Raw genomic sequence first — 20,150 nt, forward strand, 5'->3', positions numbered from 1 at the left:
GGGATGGCGCGACGAATGGTGGCAGCCACGGGGGTGATTGCCGCCTTGGTCATGACCGCCGGTTGCTCGGAGTCCAATGCCAAGCGGGAGTACGACGTGCCCAAGGCGTTGTGCGGTGTTCCGTTGGATCCCGGCCTGGTCTCCCCGCTCCTTCCCGCGGGCAAGGAGATCAAGGTCAGGAAGGCACGTCCGGTGCCCTCCAGGGAGAACTGCCGTGTGGACGTCGACGGCCACTGGGCGATGACGCTGAACCTCGAATGGTGGGAGGAGGACGTGGCCAGCGCTCTGGTCGCGTCCGGAAATCCACAGCTGGAGAAAACCCAGCTGTCCTCCGACGGCAACTACTACAGCGGGACAGGCGCCGTCGAACTGGTGAAGGGCTGTACGAATCCCGGTCACGCCGGGCAGCTGCTGTACACCTCCTTGCAGATCAGCGACCCAGATCTCGGTGACACCACCGCCATGAAGAAGTTGGCCACCGCGTTCACCGAGACCATCGGGCGGTCCGATGAGTGTCCGTAGGGCAGCTCTGTCCGATACGGTCTGGTTCGTGCAGCGGCATCCCGCGAGGTCGGGTGACACGGTGGGCCGGTGAGCGGTCATCCGAAGAAGTCCGGCCGCTCAGCACTCATCCTCGTGGCTCGTCGCCGTGAAGGTGTACGCGCGTTGGGGCCATGTTTTGCCGGCTATGCCCGGTGCCTCGTAGTCGCTGCTCTTGTCCCGTCTGATGGTGACGTGCAGGCAGAACGCCGTGGCGGCGCCGTCGGCGGTGATGGTGTAGTACGCCTCGTCGGACGCGTCCGGGCCGGTCAGGGCGGCGTCCACGCCCCAGTCGGGAGCGTCGGCGCCGCCGTGGGCGACCACCTCGTCCCGGATTCTCAGGGCGTACTCGCCGTCGAAGTCCACGGGTGCGTTCTCGTGCGGGTCGGCGTAGGCGGTCACGCCGTCCAGGGCGTCCGTGGCGCCGCTGACCGCGCTGGTCAGTTCACCGTCGCTCCACGCCGTGCTGTCGGCGAGGGAGATGCTCTGGAAGCCGTAGTAAATCCCGAACGCGGCCATGACGAGGAAGGTGACCCGGGCCGCTGTGAACGCAGAGTCGGGTACCTCCGGGGCCGTGGGGTTGACGGCTTCCCGCCAGGAACGCACACGGTCCGCCCGGACGCAGGTCATGGCGATGAGAACGGCGGACATGACGAACAGGATGACCGTAATGGACGTCACGTTCGGCTCTCCAGGGCTCGGCGCCTGCGGCGGGCGTCGCGTAGGGCCACCGCTCCGCCGCTCAGCGCCGCCACCAGGACCGCCACGCCGACGGCGACGTACGTCGCGATGCGGGCGGTGCGTTCCCGCGGGGTCTCGCCGAGGGTGAGTTCGGCGGGGGTGGGCGCCTCCGCGTGGGTGAGGCCCGCGTCGGGGCGCGGCGACTCGATCCGGTGGTCGTCCTCCGTGAGGGCGCGGACCGGGTCCACGACGCCCCAGCCGACCAGCCGGTCGCTGCCCGGGATGGAGCGTTCCGCGGTCTGTTCGATCTGGGCCACCACCTCCCGGGGGGTCCAGTCGCCGTGCTTGGCCTTGATCAGCGCGGCCACGCCGGCCACGTACGGGGCGGAGAAGCTGGTGCCGTTGTCCGAGCAGTGGCCGCCCTGGGGGACCGTGGAGACCATGTCGACGCCGGGGGCGGCGACGCCGACGAAGTCGCCCGACTGGGAGAAGGCGGCGCGTTCGTTGTTGCGGTCGGAGGCGCCCACGGCGAGGACACCGGGGTAGGACGCGGGGTACGTCTTCTTGGAGTCGCCGCCCAGGCCGTCGTTGCCCGCGGAGGCCACCACGACGATGCCGGCCGCCAGCGCCTCGTCGACCGCCTGGTGCAGGACCGGGTCCGGCACGGCGGCGTCGGCCGTGTCCTGGGAGATGTTGATGACCCCGGCCTTCTGCCTGATCGCGAACCGGATGGCCTCGGCGAGGGTGCCGGCCGTGCCGTGGCCCTCCTCGTCGTTCTGCTTGATCGGGATGATGGTGGCCTCGGGAGCGAGGCCGACGAAGCCCGTGCCCTTGAGGGGGCGGGCCGCGATGATGCCCGCGACGCGCGTGCCGTGGCCGACCGTGTCGGTCGTGCCCTTGGCGTTGCCGCGGTCGATGGGCTGGCCCTTCTTGTCCTTGGCCGGCAGGAGGTTGGTGCCGAGGGAGGCGTCGACGGCCTTGGTGAGCTGCGGGTTGGCCGTGTCGACACCCGTGTCGATGACGGCGACCCGGACGCCCTTGCCCTTCGACTCGCTCCACAGCTCGTCCAGGTTGACCCGCTGGAGCGCCCACGGGGTGCCCGTGTACTTGTGGTTGGTCTTGGTGAACGTGCACTGGCCGGGGCCGGCGTCGGCCGCGGCCGTCGGCGCCGCGAGCAGGGTGGCGGCCAGAGCCAGGGCCGTCGCCGCCGTGGTCGCCGTCGTCGCCGTGGTCGTGCGGGCGCGGAGCGCGGGCGCGGTTGTCATCGTCGTATCCCTCAGGAGCATCGTCGTACCCCTCTAGGAGCCCTGCGGCTGGCGGGCCGCCGCGGTCGACAGACGGGGGCCGGTGGGCAGGAACTTCGACCAGGGCGCGGGGATCGGGGCGGGGTCGAGGCCGGCGTAGCCCAGGCGGGTCTGCGCCAGCTTCGCCTCCTGCTGGAGCTGTTTGCGCTGCTTGGCCGACATGCCGATGCCCTTGTCGGCGGTGACGCTGTCGTCGTTGGACTGGAGGGCGTAGCGCAGGCCGGTGTCGGTGACCAGGAACACCCCGCCGACCTTGGTCTCCGTGCCCTGGAACTGGCGGAAGAGCTGGCCAGAGCCGGCGGTGACGTAGGCGCTGGAGGAACCGGTGGGCAGGACCGCCGGGAAGTCGGTGCCCGCCCAGGTGGTCAGGGTCGTGTCGCCGTTGTCGGGGTCGACGTGGCCGAGGACGTTGCAGACGGTGTTGCGGCTGCCGTCGGCGGTGGAGGGGGTGTTGACCGCGCTGGGCTTCTCGGTGGGCCAGGTGTGGTCGGCGGCGAAGGGTTCACCGCGGGTGATGGCGCCCGCGCTGACCTCCTGGGCGTGGCCCGCCTGGCCGAGCTTCACCAGGTCCCTGCTGACCAGGAGGAGTTGGGCGACGAAGTCGGAGACGGGGGCGACCCGGCCGGGCAGGACGACGAAGTACTGTTCCTGGCCGTTGACGGGCGCCTTGAGCACCATGCCGACGCGGTTGGCGTCCGCGTCCAGCTGGCCGGGGGCGTTCGCGGCGGTGCCGGGGACACCGGTGACCGGCGGGAAGCTGATCCGGTCGCCCGGGTGCAGGGTGTCGATCCACTCCTTGGTCACCTGCTGGGGGTTGCGGTCCGCGCCCACGATGGTCTGGAGCAGCAGGCTGTCGGTGGCGTCCACCGGGTACGCGCGGCCCCGCGCGTCGACGACGTACCGCTTCTCGTCCGGGGTGGCGACGTAGAGGAGTTCGCCGCCGTGCAGCTTCTGCCGCCCCTTGAGCTTCGTCCGGTCCCGTTCGGCCAGGACGAACGCGGCCTTCTGGATCGAGCTGCCGCTGCCGCTCGGGCGCTCGCAGACGGCCCACTCCTTGGCCGCGCCGGCCTCCTTGCCGGAGGGCAGCCGGTCGGGGGCGTAGGGGATGCCGATGGTGACGCCGTGCGGGATCGTGCCGTTGTCGAGGACCGACTCGTCGACGGTGACGACGTCGACGTCGCTCTGGGTGTTGAGGACGAGCTTGGCCGACGCCATGTTGAGGACCGGGTGGAGCTGGACCTTGCCCTCGGTCTTCAGCACCACGTACCGGGTGGTGGACTTGCTGGCGATGATCACCTTCTGCCCGGGATCGTTCCAGCCCTGCGGGGCGGTCGGTTTGAACATGCCCCAGGCACCGAAGGCCGCCAGCACGACCACGCCGACGATGGCGCCGGGCAGGATCGCGCGCAGCGGCCGGGGCGCCCCCTCGTCGGAGGCATCCGGTGACGACTGCACGAACGACGCGAGCATGCGGCGCTTCGCGAAGGTGTAGGCGTTGAGTTGGTCCCGCCGAGATGCCATCTGTGCCTGTTTCTCCCCGTGTCTCACGCGGAGCGCGCCCGGGGACCACGCTCCCCCGCCCTCCGTTGTCGGACCCGGCCCCTACTATGCCTGTACGGAGCGGACCTCGTGGAGCGGGTAGGGTACCTGGGCCCTCAAGGGCCTTGTTCAGTGGCCTGGTTCCAGCGAGTTGTGAGCAAATCGGGGGGATGGAGTGATGGCTTCCGGAACGCGGACGCGAGGACGCGGCCGGTCGGCGGCACGGGGTCGTGCGGCCGGGTCCGGGGCGCCGCCGCGCGGGACGTCCGCCCAGCGCGGCGCGCAGATCACGCCCGGCCTCGGACAGCGTCCGGGCCAGGCCGGCTCGTTCCGTTTGCAACGGCTCGTGCTGGTGGAGCTGGCGGCGGCCGTGCTGGTCGTCGGCTGGGCCGTCGGCATGGCGGCGCTGGTGCCGGCCGCGGTGGTCGCGCTGCTGCTGGTCCTGCTGGCCTTCGTACGGCGGCGGGGCCGGACCCTGCCGGAGTGGCTGGCCACGGCGCGGGAACTGCGGGCGCGGCAGAGGCGGGCGGCGACCACCCCGATACCGCCGGGCACGGAGCCCGGACTGGTCCCGGCGGTGGAGTGCGAGCCGGCCCTGCGCACGTACTCGTACGGCGCGCGGGACCGGCGGCCGGTCGGCGTCGTCGGGGACGGCACCTTCGTCACCGCCGTGCTCCAGGTGGAGGCGGACGCGACCGCGCTGCGCGCCGAGCGGACCCGCCAGCCGCTGCCGCTGGGGCTGGTCCGGGACGCGCTCGAGGTGGACGGCATCCGCCTGGAGTCGGCCCAGATCGTGCTGCACACGCAGCCGGCGCCCGCGCTGCACCTGCCCCAGCAGTCCGTGGCCGTCGCCAACTACCTGCCGTTGCAGGAACAGACCGGTGCCCCGGCCGTGCGCATCACCTGGATCGCGCTGAAGCTGGACCCCGAGCTGTGCGCCGAGGCCGTGGCCGCGCGCGGCGGCGGGCTGACGGGGGCGCAGAAGTGCCTCGTACGGGCCGCGGACCACCTGGCGAGCCGGCTGACCGGCGCCGGGTTCCGGGCGCGGGTGCTGGACGAGGAGGAGGTGGTCGCCGCCCTCGCCACCTCGGCCTGCGCCAATCCGCTGGTCACCGCGGAGGCCGGGCGCAGCGAGACCCGGGAGCGGCGCACGGAGGAGTCGGGGCGCAGCTGGCGCTGCGACAACCGCCGGCACACGACGTACTGGGTGCGGCGCTGGCCGCCGCTGGGCGGCGACCGGGCCGAGTCCCTGCCCCAGTTCGTCGCCCGGGTCACGGCGGTGCCGGCCCTCGCGACCACCTTCAGTCTGACCCTCGCGCACGGGGAGCGGCAGGATGTGTCGCTGTGCGGGCACCTGCGGGTGACCGGGCGCAGTGACGACGAACTCGTGTCGGCGCGGCGCGCGTTGGAGGACGCGGCCCGGCAGTCCGGGGCGGGTCTGGCCCGGCTCGACCGCGAGCAGCTGCCCGGCATGCTGGCCACTCTGCCGCTCGGAGGTGCGCGGTGACGACGATTCCGACGACTTCCCCCGTCCCGGGTACGGCCGCAGCGGGGACCCGGGAGCCGTCCGGGCCGCGGCGGGCGGTCGAGCTGCTGCGGCACGGGCTGGGTCTGATCGGGCCCCGGCACGGCCGGCACGGGCTCACCGCACAGCAACTGGACGCGCTCGCCCTGCCCATCGGGGACGACGGGGTGGTGGCCGGTGTCGACGCCGAGGGGCAGCCGGCCGTCCTGGGCATCAACCGGCCCACGCCGTACGACGTCGTCCTGATCGGCGGCCTGTGGACGGCGCAGGTGCTGGCGCTGCGCTCGGCGGCCACCGGTGCCCGGGTCGCCGTGGAGACCGGCCGGCCGCAGGCGTGGATGCAGATGGTGCACGCCATGGGCGGCGGGCAGAACGGGCTCTCCGTGTACGAGGTCGGGCGGGTGCCGCCGCAGGGCGCCTCGGCCGGTACACCGGTGCTGGTGGTGCGGGACTGCGGTATGCGGCCCCCGCGCGGCCGGGTGGTGTCCGGGCCCTGGCAGTCGGTGCTGACCCTGCTGCCGTACCTCAGCCCCGTCGCGCCCCGGCTGCTGCGGCAGGCGCGGCTCGCCGGCATACAGCGGGTATCGCCGGACGAGGCGGCCGAACTGGGGCGCACGATGGGGCTCACCCGGACCGAGGTGGAGTCGCTGCCGGGGCTGCCCGACGGCGTCACCCTGTGGTGCACCGACCGTGACCGGCAGTACGTGCTGACGCAACCCACCGACGCCGAGATCGGATTGTTGGGCACACCGCGCCGGATGGACTGAACTGCCCTCACTGTCCATTTTGTTCGTGCCGTCGTGGGCGGCCCGCGCGTTCCGTCTTCGTCACATGTCTGCCGTTTGGTCCCCGTTCCCCGCGGCAAGGAACCTGCCGGGCCCGGGATGTGCGGGCGGTCGGTGACCCGGTGGGGTGTTCACCGAGAAGTGGGCGGGCCTGCCGGGGGGTGGCTCGCGGTGATTAGGCTGGGAGCGGGCGCGATGGCAGGACCCATGGGCCGGACGTCGGTGTCCCGGGGCAGGTCCGCTGGACCGGACCGCCCCGAACGACTACGGACGACTCGGTACGACACGAATGGTCGCCCCGGCACGGCATGAGGGTGCTCGACCACACCAGGAGGAACTGTGAGCAGCGATCGGGACGGGATGCGCGGGGGCTGGGACACACCCGGCGATGACCAGCCCGACGCGGAGGCCGTCGAGACCACCGGCGAGTTCACCATCGACTACGCTCCTCCCGCCTGGTATACGCAGAACGCGTCCGGTACGTCGGGCGGTTCCGCGGGCGGGGGCGGTTTCGCCGCCGGGGCGGGCGGGGCCGGCGGCTCCGGCACCGCCGGTGACCCGGGCGCTCCGGCCGCCCCCGGTGTGCCGTCGTTCCCGACGGGCTCGCCGGCGCCGGGCGCGACACCGCCCGCCGCCCCGGCGGGCACTCCCCCGCAGGGCACCGCGTTCCCTCCGCCGCAGGGCGCGCCCTTCACGCCGCCGCAGGGCACTCCGTTCGGTCCGCCGCAGGACGCTCCGTTCGCTCCGGCGCCGGGAGCCGCCTACCCGCCGCCGCCTCCCGCGCGGGGGGCCGCGTCCACCGCGCCGCAGGGAACGCCGTACGGTGCGCCCCCGGCGGGCGGGGCCGCACCGTACGCCCCGGCCGCCCAGCCCCCGGTACCGGCCGGTGATCCGGTCCCGGTGCCGCGGCTGCCCGAGGGCTTCGAGCCACAGCAACCGCAGCAGCCGCAGGCGGCGCCGGCGGTCGAGCCGGAGACGGACAACGGGGACCTGGAGAGCGGGGCGACCCTTCGGTTCAACGCCGTCACCCTGAAGCGCCAGATGGCCGAGATCGCCGAACGTGCCGGGGTCACCGGGTACTCCCTCGAGTCCACGGACGAGGACTCCGCGGCGGGTTCCGCGGGCGACCGAGGCGACGAGGCCGCCGCCCCGGAGGACACCGCGTCCGACGGGGACGAGGAGCAGGGCGGGAGCGACCGGACGGACACCGACGGGGACTCGGCCGAGGGATCGGCAGACGACTCGGTGGAGGGCTCGGCGGAGCCGGGGACCCCGGAACCGGCCGCCTCGGAGGACGCTGCCGCGCTGGAGCGTGCCGCGGCTGAGGAGGGTTCCGCCAGCTCCGCGCGGACGGGCACGTCCGAGCCGTCGGACAACGAGCCGTCAGACACCGTGACGGCGGGCGCCACGGCCCAGGACGACACGCCTCGGCACAGCGGCCCGGAGGACAGCGCGCCGCAGGACAAGGTTCCGGGCGAGGGTGCCCCCGGCGGCGGCACCGCCGGTGACAGTACGGCTGCCGGTGCCGGTGCCCCGGACGGCAGCGCCCCGCAGGCCGCCGCGCCCTCCGGGGACGCGCACCCCGCCGGTACCGCACAGCCCGGCGCACCCCTGCCCGGCGCCGCCCAGCCCATCCCCGGCCAGCCCATCCCCGGCCAGCCCGGAGGGTACGGCTTCCCGCTGCCCGCCGCCGCTCCGCCCACAGCAGCCCAGCCCGGCGGATACGGCTTCCCCCAGCCCGGCGCCGCCCAGCCGGTTCCCGGCCACCCCGGCGGATACGGCTTCCCGCCCCCCGGCACCCAGCAGCCCGGCGCACCCCTGCCCAATGCCGCCCAGCCCGGCGCACCCCTGCCCGCCGCCCAGCCCGGCGCGGCTCAGCCGGGTCCCGGCCAGCCCGGTGGGCCCCAGGGCGGGCCCGCCGTGCCGCCCGCTCCCCCGGCCCCCCAGGGCGCGCAGCCCGGCTGGAATCCGCCGCCCGCGCCGCAGAACGGGCTGCCTCCGCTGCCGCCCTCGTACCAGCCCGCCGCCCCGGTACCCGCGGCCCAGTGGCCGCACCAGGCCGCCCCGCAGCAGCCCGGGCCGATGCCCGGTCAGCAGCCGCAGCCGGCGGACGGCCAGGGACCGGCGGGCGCACCCGGTCAGCAGCCGCCCTTCCAGCCGCAGGCCCCGCAGCCCGCGCCCGCCGCGTGGCACCAGCAGAACCAGCCCCACCAGCCGAACCAGCCCGGCGCGCCGGCGGCCGGTCCGCAGCCGGTTCCCAACGGGCCCACCGCGCCTGGCGGTTACGGATTCCCGCCGCCCGGAGCGCCCAACCCGCAGGGCCGGCCCGGAGGGTACGGCTTCCCGCAGAACCCGGCGGCCCAGCCGGTCCCGAACGGCCCCACCCCGCCGAGCGGTTACGGATTCCCGCCGCCGGGCGCCCCCAACCCGTCGGCCCAGCTGGGTGGTTACGGCTTCCCGCAGACGCCGCAACCCCCGCACACCCCGCAGGCCCCGGACGCCGCCGCCGGCCCCGTCCCCGGGGCGCCGCAGGCCCCGGTCGACCCGCGGTCCGGTGCCGCGTGGCCGCAGCCCCTCCAGCACGACCAGCGGCAGCCGACCAACCCCGGTGCCGCGCCGCTCGGTTACACCGCCGCCGTGGAGCTGTCCTCGGACCGGCTGCTCAACAACAAGAGGCAGAAGGCGAAGAGCGGCCGGCCCGCCGCGGCGGGCGGCCGGTTCAAGCTCGGCGGCAAGAAGGAGGAGGCCGAGCGGCAGCGCAGGCTGGAGCTGATCCGCACGCCGGTGCTGTCCTGCTACCGGATCGCGGTCATCAGCCTCAAGGGCGGTGTGGGCAAGACCACGACGACCACCGCGCTCGGCTCCACCCTCGCCACCGAGCGGCAGGACAAGATCCTCGCCATCGACGCCAACCCGGACGCCGGAACGCTCGGCCGACGGGTGCGCCGGGAGACCGGGGCCACCATCCGTGACCTGGTCCAGGCGATCCCGTACCTCAACTCGTACATGGACATCCGGCGGTTCACGTCCCAGGCGCCCTCCGGTCTGGAGATCATCGCAAACGACGTGGACCCGGCCGTCTCGACCACGTTCAACGACGAGGACTACCGGCGGGCGATCGATGTCCTCGGCCGCCAGTACCCGGTCATCCTGACCGACTCGGGCACCGGTCTGCTGTACAGCGCCATGCGCGGGGTGCTCGACCTCGCCGACCAGCTGATCATCATCTCCACGCCGTCGGTGGACGGCGCGAGCAGCGCCAGCACGACGCTGGACTGGCTGTCCGCGCACGGGTACGCCGATCTGGTGTCCCGGGCCCTGACCGTGATCTCCGGGGTCCGGGAGACCGGCAAGATGATCAAGGTCGAAGACATCGTGTCGCACTTCGAGACCCGGACCCGCGGCGTCGTGGTGGTGCCCTTCGACGAGCATCTGGCCGCCGGTGCCGAGGTCGACCTCGACATGATGCGGCCGCGGACGCGCGAGGCGTACTTCAACCTCGCCACGCTGGTCGCCGAGGACTTCGTACGGCACCAGCAGTCGCACGGGCTGTGGACGTCCGACGGCAACCCGCCGCCGGTGGCCGCCCCGCCGATGCCGGGACAGGCGATGCCGGGACAGCCGTACGGCGCCGGTCAGCCCTATCCGGACGCCCCGGGGCAGCCGTACCCGCAGGCACCGGCGCCCGGTCAGCCGTACGCCCCGCCGCCCCAGCCGTACGCCCCGCCGCCGCAGGGGCAGCCGCAGCCGTATCCGGCACAGCCCGGCTATCCGCAGCCCGGGCAGCCCCAGCCGGGTCAGCAGCCTCCGCAGGCTCCGCCCCGGCAGTAGGGGGGCGCGGAAAAGGGCGGCCGGTGCTCACCGCACCGGCCGCCCTTCGCGCTGTACCTCACTGCCGCCGGGCGGGGTTCACCGCTCCGCGGCCACGATCTCCCGGCACCGCTTCACGTCCGCGGCCATCTGCTCCAGCAGGGCCTCCAGCGAATCGAACTTCGCCTGTCCGCGCACATAGGCGAGGAAGTCGACGGCGACGTGCAGGCCGTACAGATCGAGACCGACGCGGTCGATGGCGTACGCCTCCACCGTGCGCTCCGTGCCCTCGAACTGCGGGTTCGTGCCGACCGAGATCGCGGCCGGCATGGCCTCGCCGTGGACGTGCAGGTAACCGGCGTAGACGCCGTCGGCGGGGATGGCGGTGTGCGGGAGCGTCTCGACGTTGGCCGTCGGAAAGCCCAGTTCCCGGCCGCGCTGTGCGCCGCGGACGACGACGCCCTCCACCCGGTGCGGGCGGCCCAGGATCTCGCGGGCGCCCGCGACATCGCCCTCGGCGACCAGACGGCGGGTCAGGGTCGAGGAGAACGGCTCGCCGCCGCCCGCCTCGCCGGTGACGTACAGGTCGACGACCTCGACCTCGAAGTCGTAGACCTTGCCCTGCTCGACGAGGAACTCGACGTTGCCGGCCGCCTTGTGGCCGAAGCGGAAGTTGGGACCCTCCACGACCGCCTTGGCGTGCAACTTGTCGACCAGCACCTTCACCACGAAATCGGCGGGCGAGAGCTTACAGAACTCGGTGGTGAAGGGGAGGATGAGGAGCGCGTCGACACCCAGCTCGGCCATCAGCTCGGCCCGGCGGTGGTGCGGGGCGAGCAGCGGCGGGTGGCTGCCGGGGCGGACCACCTCGCTGGGGTGCGGGTCGAAGGTGACCACGACGGCCGGTACGCCCAGTTCGCGGGCGCGCTCGACGGCGTGCCGGATGATCAGCTGGTGGCCGCGGTGGACGCCGTCGTAGGAACCGATGGTGACGACGCTGCGCCCCCAGTCCTGGGGGATGTCCTCCAAGCCACGCCAGCGCTGCACTGTGACCGCTCCTCGAACCTGTGTCCGTGTCTACCTTGACCTCGTGGTGCAGGTCTAAGGGTGCCATGCCGGGTGGCGTGAGCCACCATCGGCATGGTGGCTGTGACCTGGCGCACGTCACGCGTCCCTCCTCGGACCACCTCCGCGCCCCCGGCCACCGCCTCGGGCTGCCGTCTCCGGCCGCCTCCTCAAGCCGGTACCCGGGCGTCCGCCAGGTTCTCGATCGTGCGGCGGGTGCCGGGGCCGACCACGGCGGCCCAGTCGTCCGGGGCGTCGGCCAGCCAGCGGGCCATGCGGGCGGCGAAGCCGGGCACGTGCCGGCCGAGGTCGACCAGGCCCCGGTCGAGGCGGGCGGCGCCCTCGGGCGTGCGGACCAGCAGCAGGCCGACGCGGCGGACGAGCCCCCGGACCTCGTCCGCGCAGCCGTGACCGGGGCCCGCCGCCGCGTGCAGGACGGCGTCCAGGACGGACGGGTCCCGCTCCTCGGCGAGCAGGTGTTCCAGCAGCTCGCGGCGGAGCGGGCGGGAGGCGGGCGGGCCGGCGGCGGCCAGCACGGTGGCGAGGGCCGCCCGGAGCTGTTCCGGGCCGCCGTCGAGCAGGCCGGTGACGAGGGGCAGCAGCACCGGGCGGGCGGTGGGGCCGTGGGCGAGCCGGTCGCCGACCTGGGCGGCGATGTGTCCGGCGGTGTCCGGCCGCCGCCGTACCGCCTGCCGGACCAGGGCGGCGACCCGGCCGGCCAGGGCCGGGGTGGTGGCCCCGGCGAGGCCGCGCAGGGTCGCTCCGGCCTCCGCGCCGCCGGCGTCCGGGGCGCGCAGCCGGGCGCGGACGGCCTCCAGGACCGGTTCCGGGTGCGTGGCCAGGGCCGGGGCCAGGCCGGTCGGCGGGAACCGCGGATCGCCGTCGGCGAAGTGGCGCAGGGCCGCGGGCAGGTGCTGGTCGCGGGTGTGCGGGTCGTGGACCAGTACGGCCAGGGCGCCGCCGTGCAGGGTGTGGTCGGCGGGGCGGGCCAGCAGCGTGCGGGCGGTGTGGCGCAGCAGCTCGCGGTCGGCGTCCGAGCGGGCGTGGGGGGCCGCGCGCAGGGCCCACGCCACGGCCGCCGCCCGGCGGGCGGGCCGCTCGTCGTGCGCCCAGCGGTCGACTGCCCGGCAGACGGCCGACGGCTCCTCCTCGGCGAGGACGCCCAGCAATTCGTCGGCGCGCCGGTGGGCACAGGCCACCAGCGCCTCGGTCAGGTCGTCCAGGGCGCCGTGCCGATGGGTGTGCAGCAGGGCCTGTGCGGCCGTGGCCACGGTGGCGTGCGGGGTCGCGGGCAGTGGCCGCTCGTCGGCGAACCAGGCGGTGAGCAGCGGCTGCACGGTGCCCGGGGCGGCGGCGAGCAGCCCGGCGACGGCGTCCAGGTGGCGGTCGCCCGCCGCGGGCGGTGCCGGGTCCGCCAGCACGAGCCGGCGCAGCAGGTCGAGGCGCTCGGCGCCGGGGAGGGGCAGCGCGGTCCAGAAGGCGGGGCCGAACTCCGCCGGCACCGGGCGCCGGGCGCGCCGCCAGGCGACGATACGGTCGGCGAGCAGGCGCAGCACCTCCGCGTACGGCAGCGCGTCCGGCACCCGGAGCAGGGTCCGGGCGAGCAGCCGGGCGGCCCACCAGGAGCCGGTGTCGTGGTCCAGCGCCTCGGTCAACTCCTGGAGACGCACGCCCAGTTGTCGGGTTCCGTGTCGGCGGGGCAGGAGCAGCAATGCCTGTACGACGGGGCCGATGCGGTGGTGCGGCACCGGGACGGGGCCCGGGGTGACGCGCCGCTCGACGGGACGGTGCACCAGGGCGCGGAGGGCCTCGTCGAGGTCGAGGTGCAGGCCCTGGATCCAGTCGGCGAGGTCCTCGTGGGCGAAGCGGTAGCCGTCGCCGGCGGGCACGAGGAGGCCCTCGGCGAGGACGGCGTGGGCCCAGCCGGTGCGGCCGCCGAGCCGGGCGGGGGCGGGTCCCCGGGGGAACAGCGCCTCGAACGACTCCCGGTCCAGTGCGCCCTGTCCGGGTCCGAGGCTGCGCCGGGCGGCCTCGTGCACCTGCCCGGCCACCCGCACGGCGAGCCGTCGTACGGCCGTGCCGTGCGGGCCGTCGGCGGCGGCGAGACGGACCGCGACGCGCAGGCACGTCAGGTCGAGGTGGGCGGCGAAGACGTCGTACCGGTCGAGGGGGCCGGCGGCCGGGGCGGCGGGGGCGGCGGCCCGGACCTCGGCCAGCAGCCGGAGCGTGAGCGGGTGCCGGGCGTCGGGCTCGACGAGCGCGCCGTCCGGAATCCCGTACCGCTGCCGGGCCCGCCGCGCCTCTTCCGCGGTGAGGTCGCCGACCCGCAGACAGGGCGGTGGCTGATCACCCGGACCGGCCGTCCCGCCGCCCTGGCCGTCCCTGCCGTCCTGGCCGTCCCCGCCGACCGGCATCCCGGCGCCGATCGGCATCCCGGCGCCATCCGGGTCCGCCGCCGAGGGCCCCGCACCGGCCGCCCCGCTTCCCGCCCCGCTCTCCGCCCCGCCCGGCTCCGCCGGAACCCCGGAGGCGGCGCGCCCGCCCACCGCGCCGCCATCCCCCACCGGCGTCCCGGGGCCGGCGGGTGCGGGGAGGAGCGCGGGGGTGTGGAGGAGCCCGTCGGGGAATGCCCTTCCCGCGTGTTCCCAGAGTTCCTCCCGGCAGGACACCACCAGGCGGCAGCCGGTCAGGCGGAGCCAGTCCGCCGTGGCCCGGGTCCAGTCGGCGAGGCGGTGGGCGAGGGCGGCCGGCATCTCCTCGGGGCCGTCGAGGAGGAGCAGCAGCGGGCGGCCGGCGCGGGCGGCGAAACCGGCCAGGCGGTCGGGGGTGATGTCGCCCAGGTCCTCGGGCCGGACGGCGCGGGACGCGGCGACGGTCCGCGCGGCCCGCGCCAGGGCGCGGCGGGCGGCGTCGGCCACCGAGTCGTCGGCGTCCGCCAGGTCGGCGCCGCGCAGCCACAGCGTGGGGGCGGGTCTGTCGCCCCGGGCGCGCCGGGCGGCGAGCGCCGCGAGTTCCGTCGTACGACCGCTGCCCGGTGCGCCGACCAGGCCGAGCACGGGTCGGTCGCCGTCGGCGAAGGCGGCCAGTTCGCGGGCGATGCCGGTGCGCTCGACCGGTTCGACGGCGCTCTCATGGCCCTGCCGGCCCGCCGTGGCGGCGGTCAGCCTGAGGACGCCGGCGAGGTTGAGGTCGGCGCCGTAGGCCGGCACGGTGGCCGCGTTGCGGGCGAGCAGCACGGTGAGGGCGCCGTCGGCGGGCCGCAGCGGGACGGCGAAGCCCGTGTCCCGCTGCTCGGTGTGCAGGGCGGTGCCCAGGACGCCGACGACCGCGCCGGTGTCGGCGTCGAGCACCGGTCCGCCGGCCGCGCCGCCACCGGTCCTGAGCGCGTCCCGGCCCGCCGTGCCGATGGCCAGTTCCAGGGCGTCGGCCAGACGGTGGGAGCGGTCCGCGGCGGTGTACGTCACCTGGGTGGCGGCCAGTACCCGCGCCTCGCGCCAGCACCCGGCGGCGATCCGGACGTAGCTGCCGGCGTCGATCCGCTCCCGCGCGGTCAGCGGCAGCGGCCGTACGCCGAGGCCCTCCGTGCGCACCAGGGCGAGGTTCAGGTGGGGCAGCGGGGTGACGGCGTCGGCGGTGACGACGCGGGTGTGGTCGCCGGTGGTGTGCAACACCAGCCGGGGCAGGCCGTCGACGGCCTCGTGGCTGGTGAGCAGGGTGCCCTCGTGGTCGGCGAGGAAGCCGAGGCCGCGCGGGCGGCCGGTCAGGTCCCGGATGTGTACGAGGGCCGGGTCGACGCCGCTGCCGGCGGGCGGGGCGGCGGCGGGCGCCGCCGTCGCCGTGCCCGGTCCGCCGTACGGCCCCTCCCCGTACGCGCTCTCTCCGTACGGGCGCTGCCCGCGCCCGGGGCGCGCGTGAGCGCGGTCCCCGTGCCCACGGCCCCCGTCCGCCTGTTCCTCCCGCTCGCGGCGCCCGTCGCCGGTGCGCGGGCCCCGTCCCGCCATGGCCGTACCTCCCCGCCCGTCCCCGTCCCTGCCCTGTCTTCCGACGGTAGGGCGTGGTGATCGGCGGGAAAGATCGCGCGGCGAACGCGCCCCCTTCCACTCCCCCGGTTCACTCCGAGCGCCTGCCCGGTCGGGTGAATGGAGGGGCGAAGGCAGCGGCTCAGGCGAAGACGGCCAGGCTCTTCGCCTTGCCGCGCTGCTCCTCGACGAGCGCGAGGAAACGGCCCTCGGGGTCGAAGACGGCCACCGGACCGGCGCCCGTGTACTCCTCGGGCATCTCCAGCCGGACGCCGTTCAGCAGCAGCCGGGACCGCTTGGCGTCGACCTGCCAGCGCGGGAACGCGGCGGACGCGGCCTCGGCGATCGGCATCACGGTCAGCTCCTGCTGGAGCTGGTCCAGCGTCTTGGCCCCGTCCAGCTTGTACGGCCCGACGCGGGTGCGGCGCAGGGCGGTGAGGTGACCGCCGACGCCGAGGCCGGCGCCCAGGTCACGGGCGAGGGCCCGGATGTAGGTGCCGGAGGAGCAGACCACCGAGACCACCAGGTCGAGCACGGGCGTGCCGTTCTCGGCGACCGCCTCCCGGACGTCGTACACGGCGAAGGAGGAGATGGTCACCGGCCGGGCGGGGATCTCGAACTCCTCGCCCTCGCGGGCCCGCTTGTACGACCGTACGCCGTCGATCTTGATGGCGCTGACCTTGGACGGCACCTGCATGATGTCGCCGGTGAGCTTGGCGACGCCGGAGTCGATGGCCTTCCGGGTGATCCCGGAGGCGTCGGCGGACGAGGTGATCTCGCCCTCGGCGTCGTCGGTGAGGGTGTTCTGGCCCAGGCGGATGGTGCCCAGGTACTCCTTCTCGGTGAGCGCGAGGTGCCCGAGGAGCTTGGTGGCGCGTTCGACACCGAGGACCAGGACGCCGGTCGCCATCGGGTCGAGGGTGCCGGCGTGGCCGACGCGGCGGGTCCTCGCGATCCCGCGCATCTTGGCGACCACGTCGTGCGAAGTGAAGCCCGACGGCTTGTCGACGATGACGAGGCCGTCGGGCGTGGTGTGCTTCTGGGTCATTCCGCGGCGTCGCCGTCCGTGTCGGTGTCGTCGTCGGCCGGCTTCTTGTAGGGGTCGGCGCCGCCGGCGTACGTGGCGCCGGTGGCCGCCTCGCGCACCTTCTCGTCGGACTGCCGGGCCTTGTCGAGGAGGTCCTCGATGGTCCGGGCGGTGTCCGGCAGGGCGTCCGCGACGAAGGTCAGGGTGGGCGTGAACTTCACCCCGGCCGCGCGCCCCACCTCGGAGCGCAGGATGCCCTTGGCGCTCTCCAGGCCGGCGGCCGCGGCCGTCCGCTCCTCCTCGTCGCCGTAGACCGTGTAGAAGACGGTCGCCTCCCGCAGGTCACCCGTGACCCGGGTGTCCGTGATGGTGACGTGCGAGCCGAGCCGCGGGTCCTTGATCCCGCGTTGCAGCTTCTGGGCCACCACCTCCCGGATGAGGTCCGCCAGCCTTTTCGCCCGCGCGTTGTCGGCCACTGGTCCGTCTCCCGTTCTTTCTCTTGCTCGTGTTCTGTGGTCTGGTCGCCGTCAGTCGTCTTCGCCGTGCAAGCGGCGTCGGACCGACAGCAGCTCCACCTCGGGGCGGGCGGCGACCAGCCGTTCGCACCGGTCCAGCACATCGCTGAGGTGCGCCGTGTCGCCGGAGACCATGGCGAGGCCGATGACCGCCCGCCGGTGGAGGTTCATGTGGTCCACCTCGGCCGCGCTCACCGGGTACTTGCGCTGGAGCTCGGCGACGATCGGGCGGACGACGGAACGCTTCTCCTTCAGCGAGTGGACGTCGCCGAGGAGGAGGTCGAAGGACAGAGTCCCCACGTACATGTATGTGACCGGTTCACCCGCCGGTACGGGATCGGTGGCCCCTGGGCCGTGTGGCCGGGGACATCAAGAACCGTACCGCGTACCCGCCGGTGGCTCGACAGGGTTTCCGCGGCGCCGCCGGCTGCGGTGCCGCCCGGGGCCGGGCCCCGGATGTCCTTGCCCGGGGCCCGGCCCCGGTTCCCTTCCCCCGCCGTCCGCCCGTCCCGGCCGGGTGCGGCCGGGACGGGCGGTCGGGAAAAGGCACGCTGGCCGACGGAACCGAAGTCCCGCCGGCCAGCTGGGGAGCCGTGGGCCGTTACGCCCGCGGCTTCTCGCGCATCTCGTACGTCGCGATGACGTCGTCGACCTTGATGTCGTTGAAGTTTCCGAGGTTGATACCACCCTCGTAGCCTTCGCGGATCTCGGTCACGTCGTCCTTGAAGCGACGCAGGCCCTCGATGTTGAGGTTCTCCGCGACCACCTTGCCGTCGCGGATGAGGCGCGCCTTGGTGTTGCGCTTGACCTCGCCCGAGCGGATGAGCACACCGGCGATGTTGCCCAGCTTGGACGACTTGAAGACCTCGCGGATCTCCGCCGTGCCCAGCTCGACCTCTTCGTACTCCGGCTTGAGCATGCCCTTGAGGGCCGCCTCGATCTCCTCGATCGCCTGGTAGATGACCGAGTAGTACCGGACGTCCACACCCTCGCGCTCGGCCATCTGCGCCGCGCGGCCGGCCGCGCGGACGTTGAAGCCGATCACGATGGCGTCGGAGCCCATCGCCAGGTCGATGTCGGACTCCGTGACCGCACCGACACCGCGGTGCAGGACGCGGATGTCGACCTCTTCGCCGACGTCCAGCTGGAGCAGCGAGGACTCGAGGGCCTCGACGGAACCGGAAGCGTCACCCTTGATGATCAGGTTCAGCTGCTGGATTTCGCCGGCCTTGAGCACCTTGTCCAGGTCCTCCAGCGACACGCGGCGCGTGCGCTTGGCGAACGCGGCGTTGCGCTCACGAGCGGCGCGCTTCTCGGCGATCTGACGGGCCGTACGGTCCTCGTCCACCACCAGGAAGTTGTCGCCCGCACCCGGGACGTTGGTCAGGCCCAGGACCTGGACCGGCGTCGACGGGCCGGCCTCGGCGACGTTGTTGCCGTTGTCGTCGAGCATGGCGCGGACGCGGCCGTAGGCGTCGCCCACCACCATCGTGTCGCCGACCCGCAGCGTGCCTCGCTGGACGAGGACCGTCGCCACGGCACCGCGGCCGCGGTCGAGACGGGACTCGATGGAGATGCCCTGCGCGTCCTGGTTCGGGTTGGCCCGCAGGTCGAGCGAGGCGTCGGCCGTGAGGACCACGGCCTCCAGCAGCGAGTCGATGTGCAGACCCTGCTTGGCGGAGATGTCGACGAACATGGTGTCGCCGCCGTACTCCTCGGCCACCAGGCCGTACTCGGTCAGCTGACCGCGCACCTTGGTCGGGTCGGCACCCTCGACGTCGATCTTGTTGACCGCGACCACGATCGGCACGTCGGCCGCCTTGGCGTGGTTCAGGGCCTCGACCGTCTGCGGCATGACACCGTCGTTGGCCGCCACCACGAGGATCGCGATGTCGGTCGACTTCGCACCACGGGCACGCATGGCGGTGAACGCCTCGTGACCCGGGGTGTCGATGAAGGTGATCTTGCGCTCTTCGTCGTTGACCTCGGTCGCGACCTGGTAGGCACCGATGTGCTGGGTGATGCCGCCGGCCTCGCCCGCGATGACGTTCGTCTTGCGGATCGCGTCGAGCAGTCGGGTCTTGCCGTGGTCGACGTGACCCATGACGGTCACCACCGGCGGACGGACGACCAGGTCCTCCTCGGAGCCCTCGTCCTCGCCGAACTCGATGTCGAAGGACTCGAGCAGCTCGCGGTCCTCCTCCTCCGGGCTGACGATCTGAACCGTGTAGTTCATCTCGTCGGCGAGGAGCTGGAGGGTCTCGTCGGAGACGGACTGGGTCGCGGTGACCATCTCGCCGAGGTTCATCATGACCGCGACGAGGGACGCCGGGTTGGCGTTGATCTTCTCCGCGAAGTCGGTGAGCGACGCGCCGCGGGAGAGACGGATGGTCTCACCGTTGCCGCGCGGCAGCATCACGCCGCCGACGCTCGGGGCCTGCATGGCCTCGTACTCCTGGCGACGCTGCCGCTTCGACTTGCGACCGCGACGCGCCGGACCGCCGGGACGGCCGAAGGCGCCCTGCGTGCCACCACGGCCACCGGGGCCGCCGGGACGACCACCGAAGCCGGGACGGCCACCGCCGCCACCGGGACCACCGGGACGGCCGGCGAAACCGCCACCGCCGCCGCCGGGACCGGCCGGACGACCGGCGAAACCGCCACCGCCACCCGGACGACCGGCGAAGCCGCCGCCGCCCGGACGACCGCCGCCGCCACCGGGACGGCCGCCGCCACCGGGACCACGGCCACCGGGGCCACCGCCACCGGGACGCGGGCCCGCGGCGGGACGCTGCGGCATCATGCCCGGGTTCGGACGCGGGCCGGCGGGACCGCCGCCGGGACGCGGACCGCCCTGCGGGCGGGGCATGCCGGCCGGGGACGGCCGGGGACCGCCGGGAGCCTGCGGACGCGGACCGCCGCCCTGGGCGCCGGGCGCCTGGGGACGGGGAGCGCCACCGGGAGCACCGGGGCCGCCGGGACGCGGGCCGCCCTGCGGGCGCGGGGCCTGCGGACGGGCCATGCCGGTGGAGCCACCGGAGGTGAAGGGGTTGTTGCCCGGACGGGGACCGGCCGGACGCCCACCGGGACGCGGGGCCTGGCCACCGGCACGCGGACCACCCTGGCCCGGACGGGCCTGGCCCTGACCGGGAGCCGGACGGCCACCGGGCTTCGGGGCACCCGGACGGGCGCCGGGACGCGGACCCTGGGCGGCCGGAGCCTGCGGGGTCTGCGCGGCCGGGGGCGCCGGCGGAGCGGTGAACTCCGGGGCGGCCGGGGCCGGACGCGGCGCGGGCTTCGGACCCGGCACCGGGCGCGGGCCCGGGGCGGGCGCGGACGC

The 20,150-nt window shown here is 74.6% G+C and carries 13 protein-coding genes; 4 read left to right on the forward strand and 9 right to left on the reverse strand.

Annotated features, from left to right (window positions below):
- Positions 1-51: 51 nt before the first annotated feature.
- Entirely contained in the window at positions 52-522 is a 471-nt protein-coding gene (locus IF37_RS40985) for a hypothetical protein (protein ID WP_158727412.1), read from the forward strand.
- Between the two features lie 99 nt (positions 523-621).
- Here IF37_RS40985 and IF37_RS0129855 read toward each other — a convergent pair whose 3' ends face one another.
- From IF37_RS0129855 to eccB, 3 genes are read right to left on the reverse strand one after another with little or no spacing between them, the layout of a single operon-like run.
- Positions 622-1,221, reverse strand: coding sequence for a hypothetical protein (locus tag IF37_RS0129855; RefSeq protein ID WP_030749373.1), 600 nt, complete (start codon positions 1,219-1,221; stop codon positions 622-624).
- Entirely contained in the window at positions 1,218-2,486 is a 1,269-nt protein-coding gene (gene mycP, locus IF37_RS0129860) for a type VII secretion-associated serine protease mycosin (RefSeq protein WP_030749375.1), read from the reverse strand. The genes IF37_RS0129855 and mycP overlap by 4 nt, the downstream gene beginning before the upstream one ends.
- A 33-nt stretch (positions 2,487-2,519) precedes the next feature.
- Complete coding sequence (eccB, locus tag IF37_RS0129865; RefSeq protein ID WP_030749377.1) at positions 2,520-4,046, reverse strand: type VII secretion protein EccB; 1,527 nt, start codon at positions 4,044-4,046, stop codon at positions 2,520-2,522.
- 196 nt (positions 4,047-4,242) lie between these two features.
- Between eccB and eccE the strand changes: the two genes are divergently transcribed.
- The 3 genes from eccE (at position 4,243) to IF37_RS0129880 (ending at position 10,205) form a co-directional block, all read left to right on the forward strand.
- Entirely contained in the window at positions 4,243-5,571 is a 1,329-nt protein-coding gene (eccE, locus tag IF37_RS0129870; protein WP_079165941.1) for a type VII secretion protein EccE, read from the forward strand.
- Positions 5,568-6,356 carry a hypothetical protein gene (locus IF37_RS0129875; protein WP_030749381.1) on the forward strand — a complete coding sequence of 263 codons (789 nt, stop codon included), beginning with the start codon at positions 5,568-5,570 and terminating at the stop codon, positions 6,354-6,356. Before eccE ends, IF37_RS0129875 begins: the two co-directional genes overlap by 4 nt.
- Positions 6,357-6,713: 357 nt before the next feature.
- Entirely contained in the window at positions 6,714-10,205 is a 3,492-nt protein-coding gene (locus tag IF37_RS0129880; protein WP_030749384.1) for an SCO5717 family growth-regulating ATPase, read from the forward strand.
- A gap of 78 nt (positions 10,206-10,283) precedes the next feature.
- On the opposite strand, the gene IF37_RS0129885 is transcribed toward IF37_RS0129880, so the two are convergent.
- The 6 genes from IF37_RS0129885 to infB form a co-directional block, all read right to left on the reverse strand.
- Positions 10,284-11,231 (reverse strand): bifunctional riboflavin kinase/FAD synthetase, encoded by a 948-nt coding sequence (locus IF37_RS0129885; RefSeq protein ID WP_030749387.1) that lies wholly within the window; start codon positions 11,229-11,231, stop codon positions 10,284-10,286.
- Positions 11,232-11,419: 188 nt separating this feature from the next.
- Positions 11,420-15,250 carry a serine protease gene (locus IF37_RS0129890; RefSeq protein ID WP_030749390.1) on the reverse strand — a complete coding sequence of 1,277 codons (3,831 nt, stop codon included), beginning with the start codon at positions 15,248-15,250 and terminating at the stop codon, positions 11,420-11,422.
- A gap of 160 nt (positions 15,251-15,410) precedes the next feature.
- A complete protein-coding gene (gene truB / locus IF37_RS0129895; protein ID WP_030749393.1) occupies positions 15,411-16,316 on the reverse strand; it encodes a tRNA pseudouridine(55) synthase TruB in 906 nt (301 codons plus the stop codon).
- Complete coding sequence (rbfA, locus tag IF37_RS0129900) at positions 16,313-16,771, reverse strand: 30S ribosome-binding factor RbfA (protein ID WP_030749397.1); 459 nt, start codon at positions 16,769-16,771, stop codon at positions 16,313-16,315. The genes truB and rbfA overlap by 4 nt, the downstream gene beginning before the upstream one ends.
- A 51-nt stretch (positions 16,772-16,822) precedes the next feature.
- The gene (locus IF37_RS0129905; protein WP_030749401.1) at positions 16,823-17,116 is read right to left on the reverse strand and encodes a DUF503 domain-containing protein; all 294 of its coding nucleotides are present in this window, start codon (positions 17,114-17,116) and stop codon (positions 16,823-16,825) included.
- A gap of 295 nt (positions 17,117-17,411) precedes the next feature.
- A partial coding sequence (gene infB, locus IF37_RS39875) for a translation initiation factor IF-2 (protein ID WP_030749405.1) occupies positions 17,412-20,150 on the reverse strand: 2,739 nt, incomplete at its 5' end.

It is taken from the genome of Streptomyces sp. NRRL S-31 (assembly GCF_000718775.1).
Classification (GTDB): Bacteria; Actinomycetota; Actinomycetes; order Streptomycetales; family Streptomycetaceae; genus Streptomyces.

Excerpts from the sequence above, each read along its gene's own strand:
- IF37_RS0129905 (WP_030749401.1), bottom strand. The coding sequence starts at position 17,116 with ATGTACGTGGGGACTCTGTCCTTCGACCTCCTCCTCGGCGACGTCCAC.
- IF37_RS0129890 (WP_030749390.1), bottom strand. The coding sequence starts at position 15,250 with ATGGCGGGACGGGGCCCGCGCACCGGCGACGGGCGCCGCGAGCGGGAG.
- truB (WP_030749393.1), bottom strand. The coding sequence starts at position 16,316 with ATGACCCAGAAGCACACCACGCCCGACGGCCTCGTCATCGTCGACAAG.
- eccB (WP_030749377.1), bottom strand. The coding sequence starts at position 4,046 with ATGGCATCTCGGCGGGACCAACTCAACGCCTACACCTTCGCGAAGCGC.
- eccE (WP_079165941.1), top strand. The coding sequence starts at position 4,243 with ATGGCTTCCGGAACGCGGACGCGAGGACGCGGCCGGTCGGCGGCACGG.
- mycP (WP_030749375.1), bottom strand. The coding sequence starts at position 2,486 with ATGACAACCGCGCCCGCGCTCCGCGCCCGCACGACCACGGCGACGACG.
- IF37_RS40985 (WP_158727412.1), top strand. The coding sequence starts at position 52 with ATGACCGCCGGTTGCTCGGAGTCCAATGCCAAGCGGGAGTACGACGTG.